The 15,344-nt window shown below is 70.6% G+C and carries 15 protein-coding genes; 4 read left to right on the forward strand and 11 right to left on the reverse strand.

The features are described 5' to 3' along the window. Positions 1-9: 9 nt before the first annotated feature. From AS594_RS17885 to AS594_RS17900, 4 genes are all read right to left on the reverse strand, one after another. Positions 10-498: a copper chaperone PCu(A)C gene (locus AS594_RS17885; RefSeq protein ID WP_069932626.1), complete on the reverse strand. Its 489-nt coding sequence runs from the start codon at positions 496-498 to the stop codon at positions 10-12. Further along, positions 495-1,157 (reverse strand): SCO family protein, encoded by a 663-nt coding sequence (locus AS594_RS17890; protein WP_069928008.1) that lies wholly within the window; start codon positions 1,155-1,157, stop codon positions 495-497. Before AS594_RS17890 ends, AS594_RS17885 begins: the two co-directional genes overlap by 4 nt. A 37-nt stretch (positions 1,158-1,194) precedes the next feature. After that, on the reverse strand, positions 1,195-1,950 hold the full coding sequence (locus tag AS594_RS17895) for a YcnI family copper-binding membrane protein (protein WP_069928009.1): 756 nt from the start codon (positions 1,948-1,950) through the stop codon (positions 1,195-1,197). A 112-nt stretch (positions 1,951-2,062) separates the two neighbouring features. Further along, positions 2,063-2,875: a hypothetical protein gene (locus AS594_RS17900; protein ID WP_069928010.1), complete on the reverse strand. Its 813-nt coding sequence runs from the start codon at positions 2,873-2,875 to the stop codon at positions 2,063-2,065. A gap of 180 nt (positions 2,876-3,055) precedes the next feature. On the opposite strand from AS594_RS17900, the gene AS594_RS17905 reads away from it, so the two are divergent. Further along, the gene (locus AS594_RS17905; protein WP_069928011.1) at positions 3,056-3,514 is read left to right on the forward strand and encodes an ATP-binding protein; all 459 of its coding nucleotides are present in this window, start codon (positions 3,056-3,058) and stop codon (positions 3,512-3,514) included. Between the two features lie 125 nt (positions 3,515-3,639). Here the strand turns inward: AS594_RS17905 and AS594_RS46200 are convergent, their stop codons facing one another. The 4 genes from AS594_RS46200 to AS594_RS17920 form a co-directional block, all read right to left on the reverse strand. Continuing rightward, entirely contained in the window at positions 3,640-4,365 is a 726-nt protein-coding gene (locus tag AS594_RS46200) for a transposase (RefSeq protein ID WP_240509041.1), read from the reverse strand. Beyond that, positions 4,362-4,991 (reverse strand): IS110 family transposase, encoded by a 630-nt coding sequence (locus tag AS594_RS46205; RefSeq protein ID WP_240509042.1) that lies wholly within the window; start codon positions 4,989-4,991, stop codon positions 4,362-4,364. Before AS594_RS46205 ends, AS594_RS46200 begins: the two co-directional genes overlap by 4 nt. A 468-nt stretch (positions 4,992-5,459) precedes the next feature. Further along, a complete protein-coding gene (locus AS594_RS17915; RefSeq protein WP_107358089.1) occupies positions 5,460-6,914 on the reverse strand; it encodes an aminopeptidase P family protein in 1,455 nt (484 codons plus the stop codon). Positions 6,915-7,016: 102 nt separating this feature from the next. Further along, positions 7,017-8,519 (reverse strand): PP2C family protein-serine/threonine phosphatase, encoded by a 1,503-nt coding sequence (locus AS594_RS17920; protein ID WP_079144538.1) that lies wholly within the window; start codon positions 8,517-8,519, stop codon positions 7,017-7,019. Between the two features lie 454 nt (positions 8,520-8,973). Here AS594_RS17920 and AS594_RS17925 point away from each other — a divergent pair, with 454 nt between their 5' ends. Together AS594_RS17925 and AS594_RS17930 are read left to right on the forward strand one after the other, a co-directional pair. Then, a complete protein-coding gene (locus AS594_RS17925; RefSeq protein ID WP_069932624.1) occupies positions 8,974-9,657 on the forward strand; it encodes a bifunctional DNA primase/polymerase in 684 nt (227 codons plus the stop codon). Positions 9,658-9,953: 296 nt separating this feature from the next. Then, a complete protein-coding gene (locus tag AS594_RS17930; RefSeq protein ID WP_069932623.1) occupies positions 9,954-10,565 on the forward strand; it encodes a hypothetical protein in 612 nt (203 codons plus the stop codon). A 237-nt stretch (positions 10,566-10,802) separates the two neighbouring features. Here the strand turns inward: AS594_RS17930 and AS594_RS17935 are convergent, their stop codons facing one another. The 3 genes from AS594_RS17935 to AS594_RS17945 form a co-directional block, all read right to left on the reverse strand. Further along, entirely contained in the window at positions 10,803-11,777 is a 975-nt protein-coding gene (locus tag AS594_RS17935; protein ID WP_069928015.1) for a DUF5926 family protein, read from the reverse strand. Positions 11,778-12,069: 292 nt separating this feature from the next. Then, entirely contained in the window at positions 12,070-12,627 is a 558-nt protein-coding gene (locus AS594_RS17940; RefSeq protein ID WP_107357921.1) for an ATP-binding protein, read from the reverse strand. A 95-nt stretch (positions 12,628-12,722) separates the two neighbouring features. Beyond that, positions 12,723-13,541, reverse strand: coding sequence for a glycerophosphodiester phosphodiesterase (locus tag AS594_RS17945; protein ID WP_069928017.1), 819 nt, complete (start codon positions 13,539-13,541; stop codon positions 12,723-12,725). A 224-nt stretch (positions 13,542-13,765) separates the two neighbouring features. Between AS594_RS17945 and AS594_RS17950 the strand changes: the two genes are divergently transcribed. After that, on the forward strand, positions 13,766-15,301 hold the full coding sequence (locus tag AS594_RS17950) for a S1C family serine protease (protein ID WP_069932622.1): 1,536 nt from the start codon (positions 13,766-13,768) through the stop codon (positions 15,299-15,301). Positions 15,302-15,344 lie beyond the last annotated feature (43 nt).

A 15,344-nucleotide genomic window follows, 5' to 3' on the forward strand; every position in this document is an offset into this window, starting at 1 on the left:
GTCAGTCCCTCAATGCTTCTCGGGGTTGTGGGTGGGCTCCTTCACGGGAAGCTCGGCCTTGATCGGGCCGGCCTTCTCGAAGTGCAGCTCCACGGACACGTTCTCGCCCCTGTGGGGCTTCTTCTTGAGCTTCAGGAACATCATGTGGTTCCCGCCGCGCTCCAGATCCAGAGCGCCGTCCGCGGGGATGTCGAAGGACGTGACTTCCCGCATCTTCTGGTTCTTGGTCTCGTGGATCTGCACCTCGCCGGCGATGTCGCTGGTGACGGAGGTGAGTCTGTCCGCGACGTCGCTGTCGTTCGTGATGGTGAGGAAGCCGGCGGCCATGTCGTCCATGACGGGCTCCGGCATGAACGCCCCGCTGACCTTCAGATCAGGCTTGCCGTCGACCGTGGAGCCGGTGGAGCCGGTGGAGCCCGTGGAGGACGAGCAGCCCGCCAGCGCGAGGCCGGCTGCCACGGCCACGGCCGTCACGAGGGCGGTGCGGCGGCGGGTCACGGGTTCTCCCCCTTGACGAGCTCGGGAAGGTCCTCGATGTAGTCGTCGGCCGAGGTGCCCTCGCTGTAGAGGACGTATCCGGCGTCGGTCTTCGGGGAGAACGCGATGACCTGCGCGCCGTGCATGGAGACGACCGTGCCGTCCTTCTCCTTCTTCGGCGGGTCGATTCCGATGCCCATCTGGCGGGCCCCGGCCTGAATGGTCGGGAAGTCGCCGGTGAGGCCGGTGAACGTGGGGTCGCCCGCGCCCTTGAGCCACTTGCCGAGCACTTCGGGGGTGTCGCGTTCGGGGTCGGTGGTGACGAAGACGACCTGGAGCTTGTCCCGGTCCGCCTGGGGGAGCTTCTTGTACGCGATGGCGATGTTGCTCATCGTCAGCGGGCACACGTCGGGGCACTTGGTGTAGCCGAAGTAGATGAGAGTCGGCTTGCCCTTGGTCCGCTCACGCAGGTCGTACTTCTTGCCGTGGGTGTCCGTGAGGACGAGGTCCGGCTTCTTGAACGGCCGGTCGAGCACGGTCGCGGCCTTGTCGTTCACGCCGACGGAGACGTCGGCGACGGGCTTGGAGCCGCTGTCCGCCTTGTCGCCGCCGCACGCGGACAGGGTGAGTGCGGCCGTGGCGACGAGCGCCGCGACGGCCGTCGCGTTCTTCTTGCGCATGGAGTGGGGTCCCGGTGTTTCGGTGGGGGATGAGGCGTCAGGAGGTGCGGCGGCGGCCGGCGAGCACGCCGAAGGCCACACCCGCGGCACCGACGAGGATGCCGACGACGGCCAGGACGCGGGCGGTCGTGTCACTGCTGCCGGCGTCGCTGGCGGACGCGGTCTCGCCGCTCTCGTGAGCGGCGTCGTCCACCTTGGCGGCTTCCTTGCCGTCGCTCTTGGCTTCGTCGCCGGACGCGCCGTGGTGGTCGTCACCCGCGGGCTCGGACAGCTGAAGGACGGGAGCGGGCGACTGCGGCTCCTCCTCGCCCTCCTTGGGCTCCTCGATCCAGCGGACGACCTCCTTGTTGTCGTACGTCTGGACGGCCTTGAGGACGAGCCGGTCGGCGTCCTCGGGCAGCTGCCCGAGGGAGAGCGGGAACTGCTGGAACTCGCCGGGGCCGATCTTCCCGCCGGTCCAGGTGACCTTGGAGACGGCCTCGTTGATCTCCTTGCCGTGGACCTTGAGCGGCTTGTCGAGCTCGGTCTTGGTCACCTTGGTCGTCCAGCCGGGCACGGGCTGGGGCATGACGGACGACAGCGGGTGGTCGGTGGGGAAGGAGACTTCGAGCTTGATGGTGGAGGCGTTGTCCCGCTCGTTGGGGACCTTGACGTTGACGGTGGCGTAGCCGCCCTTTTCGGCGGGCCCGACGGGCTGTACGCCGACGTGCGCGAAGGCCGTTCCCGAGAGCAGCAGGACGGTGGAAGCGGCGACGGCGGCGACGGAGGCAGCGGACAGACGGGTGACGTTCATGCGGGAACACTCCACTGGGCAGAGGTGACGGTGTTCCGGGGCGCGGGTGCGCACCGGCATCGCGGCGCCGCTCCCGTGGTCGTGTGTGTGTTACGCCGGAGAGTGCGCCGCGTCAGGCTGCGAGTACGAGCACCGCGCCGGGCGGTCCGCGCCTGATCACCGTGTGCTGGAGGGCTTCCCCTGCCGGTCGCAGCGAGGTGACGAAGGGCGTACGGGGGGTGCCTGGCCCGCGTACGGGCGTTCCCGGGAGCGGGCCGGCGTTCAGCGACCGTACGAGTGCCAGGGCGGCGCGCAGCGACCGTACGAGCGCGCCTTCGGCGACGCCGTGGGCCGACAGCAGGAGCAGCCGGGACAGCGCGATGTCCCCGCGCCGCAGCAGCCATCCGGTCGCGACGGCGGCGAGCAGGTGGCCGAGGAACATGGGGAGGCTGGGCAGCAGCCCGGCGGCCGGTTCCGCCGCGCCCGTCCGGTGCGCCGCGTGTGCGGTGTGCGCGAGGTGCTGCTGCGCCGCTTGTACGGACGCGGGGTCGATGCCCGCTTCGGTGATGATGCGGCGCGCTTCGGCGGTGCTGAGCGGCAGCGCTCCGGCGCCGCACACGAGTTTCGCCGCGAAGGTGCGCAGCGAGGTGTCGGTGGCGGCGCTCTCCAGGGCGGGGCTGTGCTGGCCCAGGCCGAAGAGGGTGTGCAGGGCGAGTTGTCCGCAGGTGAGCGCGGCGGCGATGGCGGGCATCGAGCGCGCGCGCCCGGCGAGCGGTGCGACCAGGCCGGACACGGCGGCGGCGCCGAGGGCCAGCGTCCACCAGGGAACGGCGGCGCAGGAGGCCATGACGTGTCCGGTCGCGGCCAGCACGACGCAGACCGCGGTGAACACCGCGGTCCTCAGCAGCCGCATTCGGACTGCGGTGCGTGCGACGGACGTAGACATGGCCTCGACATCATCGCACTGCGCCCACGGCATTCCTACGGCAGGTCCAGGAGCGTATACACCGGCACTAGGAGTGTGCGCGTCGGCCGAATGAGGGCAATCACGTTCACTCCACGCTTATGAAGGGTTGCTTGCGGCAATACGTATCCGTATGTCGAGCCGCAGCCAGGAGGCTGGAGCATGAGCATCTGGTGGTCTCTCCACTTGCGGCGCGAAGCCGCGAGCGTCCCGCTCGCCCGCCGCCTTCTGCTCGGCACCATGGAGACGGCGGGGGTGGATCCGGACATCTCCTACGACCTGTCGGTCGCGCTCAGCGAGGCGTGTGCGAACGCGGTCGAGCACGGTGGGGACGAGCATTCCGGAACGCCTTCCGCGGAATACCGGGTGACCGCTTATCTTGACGGCGAGAAATGCCGTATCGAGGTCGCCGACTCCGGGCCGGGCTTTCCCCCTTCGCGGCGTGGACATCGCGCCGCACCGTCTCCCGCGCCCACTTCGGCGGAGAGCGGCAGAGGTATGTGTCTGATCGAGCAGCTCGCCGATCACGTCCATTTCAGGAACAGGCCGGGGCACGGCGCCGTGGTCAGTTTCGACAAGATCCTCAAATGGCGCGAGGGCGCGCTGCTCAAGGTGTCCTGAGCGGCACGCCCTCGCGTGGGGCCGGCGTGGTGGGAAGCTGAACGGAAAATCCCCGTTTCTCCGGGCAGGCGGGAGCGCCGTACGGCGGAGCCGGACGGTTTCTCTGTGGGTGGGGGTGACTGAGGTCAGGCCACGATAGTGGGTGCGAGGGTGACGTGGTGGCCGAGGGCCTGGAGCTGGCGGACGAGGTCGCGGGTCTTGCGGGCGGGATTGAGATGGCGCTGGTGCCAGTCGGTGCCGAGTTCCTGGTATCGGGCGTCGGGGTCGTTGATCAGGTGCCAGGTGATGACGAGGATGGAGCGGGCGACGGCGACGAGGGCTTTGGCGTGGCCGCGGCGTTTGACGATTCTGCGGTAGCGAGCGCCGAGGAAGGTGTCGGTGCGGGCAGCGGCGTTGGCGGCTTCGCCGAGGGCGCCCTTGAGCCATGGGTTGCCCTTGCCCGCCGGGCCGGCGGTGTTCTTCGCTCCGGACTGAATCGTGCGGGGGCACAGCTTCGCCCACGAGACGAGGTGTTCGGGGGTGGGGAAGCGGCTCATGTCCAGGCCGATCTCGGCGAGGACGATCTGGGCGGTGGCGGGACCGATGCCGGGGACCGCATCGAGACGCTCGGCCAGTTCCTGCGCGGTCACACCGTCGCGGACAGACGGCCCGCCGGTGTCGTCCCCGTCCGACGGCCCGCCGGTGTCGTATGGAGCCGTGGTCTGTTTCATGAGGTCGGCGATCAGCCGGTCGAGTTCCTGGACCTGCGTGGTGAGGTGGTCGACGGTGCCCAGCAGCACGCCCAGCAGGCGGCCGTGATGTTCTTCGAACTGCCCGGTGAGTGCCTCGGCCAGGGCCGGCTTCTTCTTCACCAGGCTCCCTCTGGCGAGATCCGCCAAAGCTCGGGGTTGCGTTCACCGGCGGCCAGGGCATCGAGCATGGCCCTGCCGGACAGACCGAAGAGGTCGGAGACAACGTCGGACAGCTTGATCTGCGCGTCCTGCAGGGCCTTGTCCACCCGGTGCTTGTGCCGGGTGCGTTCCTGGATGAACACTGTGCGGGTGCGGGTGAGGTCTCGTAGCTGCCGGACTGGCTTGGGCGGTACGAACGAAGCGCGGACCATGCCGCGTTCGGCGAGCTTGGCCAGCCAGACCGCGTCGAGCTTGTCGGTCTTCGGCCGGCCGGGGACGTTCTTCACATCACGTGCGTTGACCAGCCAGCATTCCAGGCCGCGGGCCTCCAGGAGGTAGAAGAAGGGCCGCCAGTAGCTGCCCGTCGCCTCCATCACCACCCGCTGGACCCCCTGGCAGACCAGCCGGTCGCCGAGTTCGAGGATCGCGTTCGTGGTGGACGCGACCGTCCAGACCTGCTGGACGCGCCGGCCTTCGATGGTGTCGTGCGGGATGCGCAGGCACACCATCCCGGTTGCCTTGGCGATGTCGATCGCCGCGACCCGGGCAACACTTCCGTCGTCGTGGTCGTCTTTGGACTCCTCCATCGTCTTCCTCCCCTTGGGCATTGGTGCGGGCGGGGGCTGCCCGGGGAGCCTGAGGGGAGACGGAGAAGCTGAACGGCGTGCTCGAGACGACAGTGTGCGGCCCCTCGGACGGCTCCCTCACCAGACTCCTATGCGGGCTCACAGCCCAGACATCGATCGGCGTCGGCGGACAGCCCCCGTACCGATTTTCACGCCCGCGAGGCGTCATCCGCAGGTGAACGGCTGACTCCTATGCGGGCTCACAGCCCAGACATCGATCGGCGTCGGCGGACAGCCCCCGTACCGATTTTCACGCCCGCGAGGCGTCATCCGCAGGTGAACGGCTGACTCCTATGAAGTCACAGATGCCCGACCGGCCACGCGCGCCGTGGCTCCGCCCGAACGGCCGACAAATCCAACCAAGGACAGCCGAAGCGTCAGTCAGTCCTGGAGTCAGACCCCCGGGCGGAGCCACAGCAATCATCACTGTCAGTCCTGCTTGACCCGCGCCATCCAGTCCTCGACCTCGTCGGAGCGGCGCGGGAGCGCCGCCGACAGGTTCAGGTTGCCGTCCTCGGTGACGAGGATGTCGTCCTCGATGCGTACGCCGATGCCGCGGTACTCCTCGGGCACGGTCAGGTCGTCGGCCTGGAAGTACAGACCGGGCTCGACGGTCAGGCACATGCCGGGCTCCAGTGTTCCGTCGGCGTACGCCTCGCGCCGGGCGGCGGCGCAGTCGTGGACGTCCATGCCGAGCATGTGGCCGGTGCCGTGCAGGGTCCAGCGGCGCTGGAGGCCGAGCTCCAGGACCTTTTCGACCGGGCCTTCGACGAGACCCCACTCGACGAGCTTCTCGGCGAGCACGCGCTGCGAGGCGTCGTGGAAGTCGCGGTACTTCGCGCCGGGCCGCACGGCGGCGATGCCGGCCTCCTGGGCCTCGTACACCGCGTCGTAGATCTTGCGCTGGAGGTCGGTGAAGGCGCCGTTGATCGGCAGGGTGCGGGTGATGTCGGCGGTGTAGAGGGTGTGGGTCTCCACGCCGGCGTCGAGCAGCAGCAGGTCGCCGGAGCGTACGTCGCCGTCGTTGCGCACCCAGTGCAGGGTGGTGGCGTGCGGGCCGGCGGCGCAGATGGAGCCGTAGCCGATGTCGTTGCCCTCGACGCGGGCGCGCAGGAAGAAGGTGCCCTCGATGTAGCGCTCGCTGGTGGCCTCGGCCTTGTCGAGGATCTTGACGACGTCCTCGAAGCCGCGGACGGTCGAGTCGACGGCCTTCTGGAGCTCGCCGATCTCGAAGTCGTCCTTCACGGCGCGGGCCTCGGAGAGGTAGACGCGCAGTTCCTCGTCGCGTTCGGCGGTGACCTTGTCGGTCAGCGCCGCCTCGACGGCGGCGTCGTGCCACCGGACGCAGCGGACGGGCCCGGTGGCTTCCCCGAGCGCGGCGGTCAGCTCGCGGACGTCCTTCGCGGGGATGCCGAGGAGCTGCTCGGCCTCGGTGAGGGAGTGGCGGCGGCCGACCCACAGCTCGCCCTGGCCGTCGAGCCAGAACTCGCCGTTCTCGCGGTCGGAGCGGGGCAGCAGGTAGACCGTCGCGTCGTGGCCGCCGTCGGCTTCCGGACGGGGCTCCAGTACGAGGACGCCGTCCTGCGTCTGGTCACCCGTGAGGTACGCGTACTCGGTGGAGGCGCGGAACGCGTACTCGGTGTCGTTGGAGCGGGTCTTGAGGTTGCCCGCGGGGACGACGAGCCGCTCGCCAGGGAAGCGGGCGGAGAGCGCGGCGCGGCGCTCTGCGGTGTGGCCCGCCTGGGCGATGGGCTCCAGGCCGCGCAGTTCGGTGTCGGCCCAGCCGGTCTTCATGTTCTCGGCGAGCTCGTCGGAAACGCCCGGGTACAGGCCGTTCTTCCGCTGCTTGATCGGCTCTTCGGTCTCTTCCGGGGTCTCCGGCATGAGCTCTTCCGACACGCTGTCTCCTCGATACGACACTGGACCGTCCTCCATCGTATGTGCGACGGCGACACGGCCAGGGGCGCTGCGGACAACTGTGAGGAATCAGTCGAAACGTGCGGCGAGCAGCACGATGTCGTCCGCCGAGTCCGCCGTGTCGGCGCCGTCCGGCAGCAGGGCGCGCAGGACGTGGTCGGCGATCGCCGCGGGGTCGTCCCTGATGGCTCTGGGCGCGCTCGCGGCGGCGGCGTGCAGGCGCGCGAAGGCACGGTCCATGGGGTCGCCGGTGCGCTGGAGAAGACCGTCCGTGTAGAGAAGCACCGTTTCGCCGGGTGCGGGCGTGAGCTCCACGCTGGGCGCCTCCCAGCAGGACAGCATGCCGAGCGGCGCGGAGAGGGAGGTCTCCACGTACTCGGTGCGCCGGTCGCCGACGATCAGCGGCGGGCTGTGTCCGGCGCCGGCCAGCACGATCTTGCGCCGGTCGGGTTCGCAGTACGCGAAGAGGGCGGTGGCGGACCTGGCCGGTTCGGTGAGCCGCAGGAGGAGCTCCAGGTCGGACAGTACGGCGACGGGGTCCTCGCCCTCCATCACGGCGTACGCCCGCAGGCTGGCCCGCAGCCGGCCCATCGCGGCGACCGCGCCGGGCCCCGATCCGGAGACCGATCCGACGGCGAGTCCGAGGGCGCCCTCGGGCAGCGGCAGGGCGTCGTACCAGTCGCCGCCGCCGTGCGGTCCTGTGCGGTGGCGGGCGGCGAGGCGTACGCCGGGGACGCGGGGCAGCCTGCTGGGCAGCAGTTCCTCGGCGACGGCGGCCACTTGTGCGCGGGCGTGCTCCAGTTCCAGCAGGCGGGCGAGGTGTTCGGCGGCGTAGCGCGTGTAGAGGCCCGCGAGGTGGCGCCGGCGCTCCGAGGGTTCGGCCGGTTCGTCGTACAGCCAGACGGCGGCCCCGAGACGCCCGGCCGCTTCGGTGGCCAGAGGCAGGGCGTAACTGGCGGCGTATCCGAGGCGGGCCGCGACTTCGCGGTGGCGCGGGTCGAGTTCCGCCTCGCCGAGGAGGTCGGGGTGGGCGATCTCGCTGGGGCGAGGGCTGCCCGGGAGGCCGTCGAGGAGCCGTCCGTACGACGTGGAACCGCGCGGCACGGTCTCGATGTGGCCGAGGTCGGCGTGGGCGAGACCGAGGCCGACGGTGGTGGCCTGGCCGAGGCCGGACGCGGGTTCGAGGACGACGAGGCCCCGGCGGGCACCTACGAGAGCGGCGCCGGCGCGCAGCAGTTCGTGCAGGGCGCCGTCGACCGAACGGGTGCGGACCAGGCGTTCGGTGAGTTCGTGGAGGGTCGTGAGGTCGGACACCCATCCGGCGAGCCGGTCCTGAAGGACCGCTCCGGCGGCGGCGGGTGGGGCAGGGGTCGACGGATGAGGCGCGACAGTGTGCGTGGGTGGCGGAACGACTGGATCGATTCCAGCCACTTTCGGCACGTGCGGGGCGCTCATGATCGCGGGCTTTTCAGCTGGTGCGTTTTGCTCAATAGCATCGCAAACCCCCATGTCATTCTGCGCCGCTATCAATGCATCCACATGTACACGCACAAGTAAGGGGATGTCCAGCATTGTCAACGTGGGACTCTTGGTGTCTGTGGGGTAGCCAACTTGGCCTAAAATTGCCACACACAGCAATAATTTGCGGTCGACTGAGGGCGTTCGACAGCGCGTCATATCAACCGTGATGGGTACCTAATCGGTGATGGCCAGGGGCAGTTGGGACCGCCCCGGAACCTGACGGCGGACCTGGGCGTCTCAATCGCCGTGGGCCGCGTCCCATCCCCGAGTAGCGGCACAGCGACTACGGACTACTACCGATCTCCTACGGATCAGTACAGCGCCACGTGTGCGCCACCCTCCGCTACGTTTCACGCCCGGCTCCGACGGGCTGCCCGTGCCGCAGGCTGAATATGCGGCGACGCACCACCAGTACGCAGCCAGTACGTGACGTGCACGCTCAGTGAAGATATGCACACATCGTGTGATATGGACCTCGGCGTTCAACGGAAAGGAACGAGCGCTCATGCGCGAGATCCCCGGAAGGCGACGCAGGCTCCGGTTCCGGCGAGGTGAGGGGTCTGCCCAACTCGGCGCGGCGCTGACCTGCGCCACCGAGTGGCAGTGGCCCGTCCTCCCCGGTGTGGGGCTCGCCCCGTCGGGCGGCCGCGGCGGCCCCGGACAGGCGTGTGCCTGTCCCGATCCCGAATGCGTGGTTCCCGGCGCGCACCCCTTCGACCCGGGCATCCTGGCGGCCACCACCGACGAACGCATGATCCGCTGGTGGTGGACCAACCGTCCGACGGCTCCCGTCATGCTCGCCACCGGCGGCGCCGCACCGTGCGCGCTCAGCCTCCCCGCACTCGCCGGCGCCGTGGCGCTGACGGCGCTCGACGGCATGGGGATGCGCCTGGGCCCGGTCGTCGCGTCTCCGACACGGTGGTCGCTGCTGGTCGCTCCGTACTCCCTGGAGCGGCTCGGGGAGCTGCTGTACGCCAAGGACTGGGTGCCCAGCTCGCTGCGGTTCCACGGTGAGGGCGGCTATCTGGTGCTGCCGCCCTCCGAGACGGGGACCGGGCAGGTGCGGTGGGAGCGCGCGCCGCTCAACGGTTCGGCCGCGCCCTGGCTGCCGGATGTCGAGGCGGTCGTGGACGCGCTGGTGGCGGCGAGCAACGGAGCACCGGACGGCGGCAGCCGGCTCGCGTACTGAGCGAGCCGGGGCGGGGTGACGGGCCGCGGGCGGGGTGACGAGAGCCGCCGTCCTCGGCGCCGCCCTCGGTGGACGAAGGCGGCGGGCAAAACCGGGGACGAAAGCGGCGCGCGCGGCGGTTGTACGACGACTGTGCGACGAAGCCCCCGCCGGCTCACTCGTACGGGTGTGAGTCGCGCGGAGTTCCCGGGCCGCCGTGCGCGCGGCTCCCGGGCGGTGGGGCATTGGCCGATATCTTCGGCCCACCTCAAGAATTTCCGGGCAGTCGACAGGTGGGACCCGCCTTGAATTTCCGCATGACCGGACTGCTGGCCGTCGTGGTGTTCACCGCCCTGCTGCCGCTGGCCGGCGCGTCCGGGGAACCCGAGCCCGTACGCGTACCGGAAGACGGCAAGGCGGCTCCAGGGAACGCTCACCGGACCGCGCCGGGGAACGCTCGGACCGATCCGGGGAGCGCTCACCGGTCTGTTCCCGGGAACAGTGCCGCGACCGTTCCCGGGAACGGCGCAGAGTCCGTTCCCGGGAACGCTCCTTCGGCTGCCCCTTCGCGCGTCCTTCCGCGCGACGCGTCCGCGCGGTGCGGTCCCGAACTCAGCTCCCCGGAAGGCATCGAGGCCCAGACCTGTGTGCTCTCCGAAGCCGGCAGTACCTGGGCGCGTACGTACTACCGCAATGCGACAGGCATGGAACTGCGCGCCGTACTCGCACTGATGGGTGCCGGCGACCGGACCGTTCAGATGCATTGCGCGGTGAGCGCGGAAGACGAACCCGGGGTGTGCGAAACGCCGCGTGAGCCCACACGGGGAAAAGCGGCTGAATATTCGGCCGTCTCGGAGTTCGCGGCGGCCGGTGACGGGCCTCTGCTGCTGCGCTCCGGAAGCAACTCGGCGGCGCCTGCGCCCCGTTGACCGGTCGTCGTGACACGGGGCGGAGCGGGGACACAGAAAGACCCGGTCGCTGGCGACGGGGGATGCACCAGCGACCGGGCACTTAGAACGGTAACAAGAGATCTGCGGTTGGCAAATTCGATCTCCCCTATTCAGACAGGGATTTACCTGCGAAACGGGGGGTTGTGACCGGAGTCACCGATCGCCCGACAGAAACGTACTGTCGCACTCACTCTCGTTCCCACTCCCAGGTCACTGTCAGCTGAGGGTCACCTGGCGGTTGGTGAGACCGCCCCGCGCGCGGCGCTCCTCCGGGGACAGGGGGGCGTCGGAGGCGAGCGCCGCGGTGAGCCGCTCCGCGAGCTCCGCGGCGGGCTTCTCGATGTCCTGTGCCTTCGTCTCGCTCGGCAGGTCCCAGACGGGCACCATCAGGCCGTGCGCGCGGAAGGAGCCGACGAGGCGGGTGCCTTCGCCGAGCGACGAGGTACCGGCGGCGTGCAGCCGTGCCAGCGCGTCGAGGAGCTGGTCCTCGGCGTACGGCATGACCCACCGCAGGTGGTTCTTGTCGGGCGTCTCGCACCAGTACGCGGCGTCGACACCGGTCAGCCGGACTGTGGGGATCGCGGCGGCGTTGGCACGCTCCAGGGAGGCGCTCACCTCGGGCGTGGCGTTCTCCGCGTCCGGGACCCAGAACTCGAAGCCGGTGTGCACCTCGGGCTCGAACGGCGCGTCGGCGTCGAGCAGGTCCTGGAGGCGCGGGCCGTCCGCCGGGGCGCGCTCGGCCGCGACCGGGGTGCCGGGCTTCGCGGTCAGCGCGCGCAGCAGGGTGTCCGCGAGGTCGCGGCTGAGGTCCCCGGACGGCGTGTCGTTCTGAAGGCCGAGCAGCACGGAGCCGTCGTCGCGGCGCAGGGCGGGCCAGGCCATCGGGAGTACGGTCGCCAGCGTTACGGAGGGGACGCCTTCGGGCAGTCCGTCCTTCAGCGTCAGCGTGGCCGTCGCGGCGGGCACCAGCTCGCGCAGGGCGACCCAGTCGCCCTCGCCGGCCAGCCCTTCGAAGGGCCGCTGGACCAGTTCGGTGACGGCGTGGGCGGCCGCGCGGCCGTGGCATGCCTTGTAACGACGGCCGGAACCGCACGGGCAGGGCTCGCGGGCCCCGACGACCGGCACCTCCCCGCCGGCCACCTGAGCCTGCGGCTTGGTTCCCCTTGCGGGCTGGGGGCGCTTCTTGGCCATGGCTTGGCTTCTCCCGTTCACGGCTTTGCTGTGTCGGGCGCGAGCCTAGCCGCTGAACCGGCCCGGAAGAGGGCCGGCAGTGATCCGTCCGGGCCCGGGCGGCCGAACCGGCCCCGGCCGAAGCCTGTCGCGGGGTCCGGGCCGGGCCCGGACGAGGCCGGGCCACGGCCGGCCGAGTTCAGTCGGTAAAGACGGCCGAGTTCAGCCGCCACGGCCGGCTGCGTTCAGCTGCGACGGCCGGCTGAGTTCAGTCGCCAGGCCGGCCGAGGTCAGTCGCGACGCCCGGCCGAGTTCAGCCGAGGTCGTCGAAAGGGTCCGCGAAATCCAGTCCGGGCACCGCGACGCGCGCAGCGAAGTCCTCGCGCCGGTGTCCCCCGGTGACGTCGACCCACACCGTGACCTCGCCCGCCGCGCTGTCCCGTACGCCCCAGTCCTGCGCCAACGCCGTGATGATGTTGAGCCCGCGGCCGCCGCGCGCGGTGACCGAGGGCGTGGCTGGAACCGGCCGGGTCGGACCGCCTCCGTCCGTCACTTCGACGGTCAGCCTGCCTGTCGGATCGACGCGCCACGCGGCGCGGATGTCACCGTCTCCGACCTCGGCCTGCCCCAGTGGCCTGCCATGACGGCAGGAATTGCTGAGCAGTTCGGACAGGATCAGTACGGCATCGTCGATGACCGAATCCGACACCCCGCTGACGCGCAGTTCGTCGCGCATACGGCGTCTTGCTTCACCCACGCCCGCAGGGCCATGGGGTACGGCCATGCTCGACGACGTGGGCACTTCCCGTGCCACCACCAACGCCACCCCCGAGACCTCCTTCGCCCCACGCCACGGAGTGAATGCCCCAATGGCCTGGACCGGAAACCGGCCAGGCGCGGGTCAGTGACGCACTCGCAACGATCGAACACGGAGCGAACGCGCCGGAGCACTCCCTGTGACAGGAGTTACAGGCGTCCCAGTTGGGACAGAACCTGCTTCGGGCGGTTCGTGATGATCGCCTCGACCCCTAGGCGTACGCACAGATCGACGTCCTCCGGCTCGTTCACCGTCCATACGTGCACCCGGTGCCCGGCACGGTGCAGCCGTGCGATGTAACCGGGGTGGTTGCGGACGATCCGGATGCCGGGGCCCGCGATGTGCGAGCCGGCCGGCAGCCGCCCGTCGCGCAGGCGCGGCGAGACGAACTGCATCAGGTAGACGGTCGGGAGGGTGGGCGCTGCGGCCGCCACCCTGTGCAGCGAGCGCGCCGAGAAGCTCATGATGCGTACGGGCGAGGGCTCGTCGGCCGCGGGCGCGTCGAGGCCGAAGCGCCTCAGCAGGTGGAGCAGCCGCTCCTCGACCTGGCCGGCCCAGCGCGTGGGGTGCTTGGTCTCGATGGCCAGCTCGACGCGGCGCCCGGCGTCCGACACGAGCTCCAGGAGGCGCTCCAGGGTGAGTACGGAGGTGAACTCGCCCGGGGCCTGGCCGCGGGCCGGGTCCCAGTCGGGGGACTCCGCGCTGTCGCGCCAGGCGCCGAAGTCGAGGGCGGCGAGATCGGCCAGTTCGAGGGCGGAGACGGCGCCGCGGCCGTTGGAGGTGCGGTTCACGCGGCGGTCGTGGACGCAGACAAGGTGCCCGTCCGCGGTGAGCCGTACGTCGCACTCCAGAGCGTCGGCACCGTCCTCTATCGCCTTCATGTACGCCGCCAGGGTGTGCTCGGGGGCGTCCTCCGAGGCGCCGCGGTGAGCGACGACCTGAATCGTGTGCTGCCGTGCGTGGGTCACCGCGCCATGGTGTCACCGCCAGTGGGTAGGCGGAAAAACGCGTCCCGGGAACGGCCGGTCGGCCCTTCCGGAGATGCGGGCGTTTTGTCCGGTGTAAAGGATGTTCCATGGATGCACAGGAACCGCTTACGGTCCTCTGACGTGCGGTGGGAAAAGCTGACAGCGGACACTTGCACAGTGGTGACGTTGACCGAGAACGACGTGGGACCGAGGAGAAGAGAGCTGTGAGCACCGAGAACGAGGGCACTGCGGTTCCGGCCGCCCCGTCCGCACCTCCCGTGCCGGCGGCCGCTCCCGGGCCCGCCGCCTCCGACTCCGCGGGTACGAACCCGGCGGCTCCCGGGCACGAACCCGCACCGCCCGCCGCGAACCCCGCCCCCGCCCCGCCCGTACACAACCCCACAGCGCAGGGCACGCAGCCGGGCCACGAGGCGCAGCCGGGGTACATGCCCGTTCCGCAGCCGGGCACGCCGCCCCAGCCGGTGCCGCAGGCGCATCCGCAGGGAGCCGGGCCTGGTACCGGGGCCGGCGGCGCCGGCTGGCCGCCGCCTCCGTCCTCGTACCCGTACGGCGGCGGTGGCAGCGGCGACGCCGGCGGTCCCGCGTGGGGCGCGCCCGTGCCCCCCGCCCCGCGCAAGAAGCGCGCCGGCGGCCTGGTCGCCGCGGTGCTGGCCGCCGCCCTTGTCGCGGGTGGCGTCGGCGGCGGCATCGGGTACTGGGTCGCCGAGCGCAACGACGACCCGACCGACTCGACCACCGTTTCCGCGTCGGGCACCACGAAGGACTTCAAGCGCGACGCCGGCACGGTCGCGGCCGTCGCGGCCAAGGCGCTGCCCAGCGTGGTCACCATCGAGGCCCAGGGCGGCGACGGCGAGGGCGGCACGGGAACCGGCTTCGTCTACGACAAGCAGGGCCACATCGTCACCAACAACCACGTGGTGGCGTCGGCGGCTGACGGCGGCGACCTGTCCGTCACCTTCTCCAACGGCAAGCAGTACGACGCCGAGGTCGTCGGCCGCGCGGAGGGCTACGACGTGGCCGTCCTGAAGCTGAAGAGTGCCCCTTCCGGCCTGGCCCCGCTGCCGCTGGGCAACTCCGACAAGGTCGCCGTCGGCGATTCGACGATCGCCATCGGCGCGCCCTTCGGCCTGTCGAACACGGTCACCACCGGCATCATCAGCGCGAAGAACCGTCCGGTGGCCTCGGGCGACGGCCAGAACAGCAAGGCGTCGTACATGAGCGCCCTCCAGACCGACGCGTCGATCAACCCCGGCAACTCGGGCGGTCCGCTGCTCGACGCGGGCGGCGCCGTCATCGGCATCAACTCGGCCATCCAGTCGGCCGGCACCGGCGGCTTCGGCCAGTCCCAGGCGGGCTCCATCGGTCTCGGCTTCGCGATCCCGGTCAACCAGGCGAAGACCGTCGCCCAGCAGCTGATCAAGACCGGCGAGCCGGTCTACCCGGTGATCGGCGCGACGGTCTCGATGGACCCGAAGAGCGACGGCGGCGCGGTCATCGCGGACCGCGGCACGGGCGACACCCCGGCGGTCCCGTCGGACAGCCCGGCGGGCAAGGCCGGTCTGAAGGCGGGCGATGTCATCACGAAGCTCGACGACCGCGTGATCGACAGCGGCCCGACCCTGATCAGCGAGATCTGGACCCACAAGCCGGGCGACCAGGTCACGCTCACGTACGAGCGGGACGGCAAGACGTCGACGGCCGAAGTCACCCTGGGCCAGCGCGAGGGCGACGACAGCTGACCGGCTAGGCTGTTACTCGCGCCACCGCGGGCCGGCGGCGCGA

It is taken from the genome of Streptomyces agglomeratus (assembly GCF_001746415.1).
GTDB lineage: Bacteria > Actinomycetota > Actinomycetes > Streptomycetales > Streptomycetaceae > Streptomyces > Streptomyces agglomeratus.

Excerpts from the sequence above, each read along its gene's own strand:
- AS594_RS17890 (WP_069928008.1), bottom strand. The coding sequence starts at position 1,157 with ATGCGCAAGAAGAACGCGACGGCCGTCGCGGCGCTCGTCGCCACGGCC.
- AS594_RS17895 (WP_069928009.1), bottom strand. The coding sequence starts at position 1,950 with ATGAACGTCACCCGTCTGTCCGCTGCCTCCGTCGCCGCCGTCGCCGCT.
- AS594_RS17900 (WP_069928010.1), bottom strand. The coding sequence starts at position 2,875 with ATGTCTACGTCCGTCGCACGCACCGCAGTCCGAATGCGGCTGCTGAGG.
- AS594_RS17905 (WP_069928011.1), top strand. The coding sequence starts at position 3,056 with ATGAGCATCTGGTGGTCTCTCCACTTGCGGCGCGAAGCCGCGAGCGTC.
- AS594_RS46205 (WP_240509042.1), bottom strand. The coding sequence starts at position 4,991 with ATGGAGGAGTCCAAAGACGACCACGACGACGGAAGTGTTGCCCGGGTC.
- AS594_RS17915 (WP_107358089.1), bottom strand. The coding sequence starts at position 6,914 with ATGCCGGAGACCCCGGAAGAGACCGAAGAGCCGATCAAGCAGCGGAAG.
- AS594_RS17920 (WP_079144538.1), bottom strand. The coding sequence starts at position 8,519 with ATGCTGGACATCCCCTTACTTGTGCGTGTACATGTGGATGCATTGATA.
- AS594_RS17925 (WP_069932624.1), top strand. The coding sequence starts at position 8,974 with ATGCGCGAGATCCCCGGAAGGCGACGCAGGCTCCGGTTCCGGCGAGGT.
- AS594_RS17930 (WP_069932623.1), top strand. The coding sequence starts at position 9,954 with ATGACCGGACTGCTGGCCGTCGTGGTGTTCACCGCCCTGCTGCCGCTG.
- AS594_RS17935 (WP_069928015.1), bottom strand. The coding sequence starts at position 11,777 with ATGGCCAAGAAGCGCCCCCAGCCCGCAAGGGGAACCAAGCCGCAGGCT.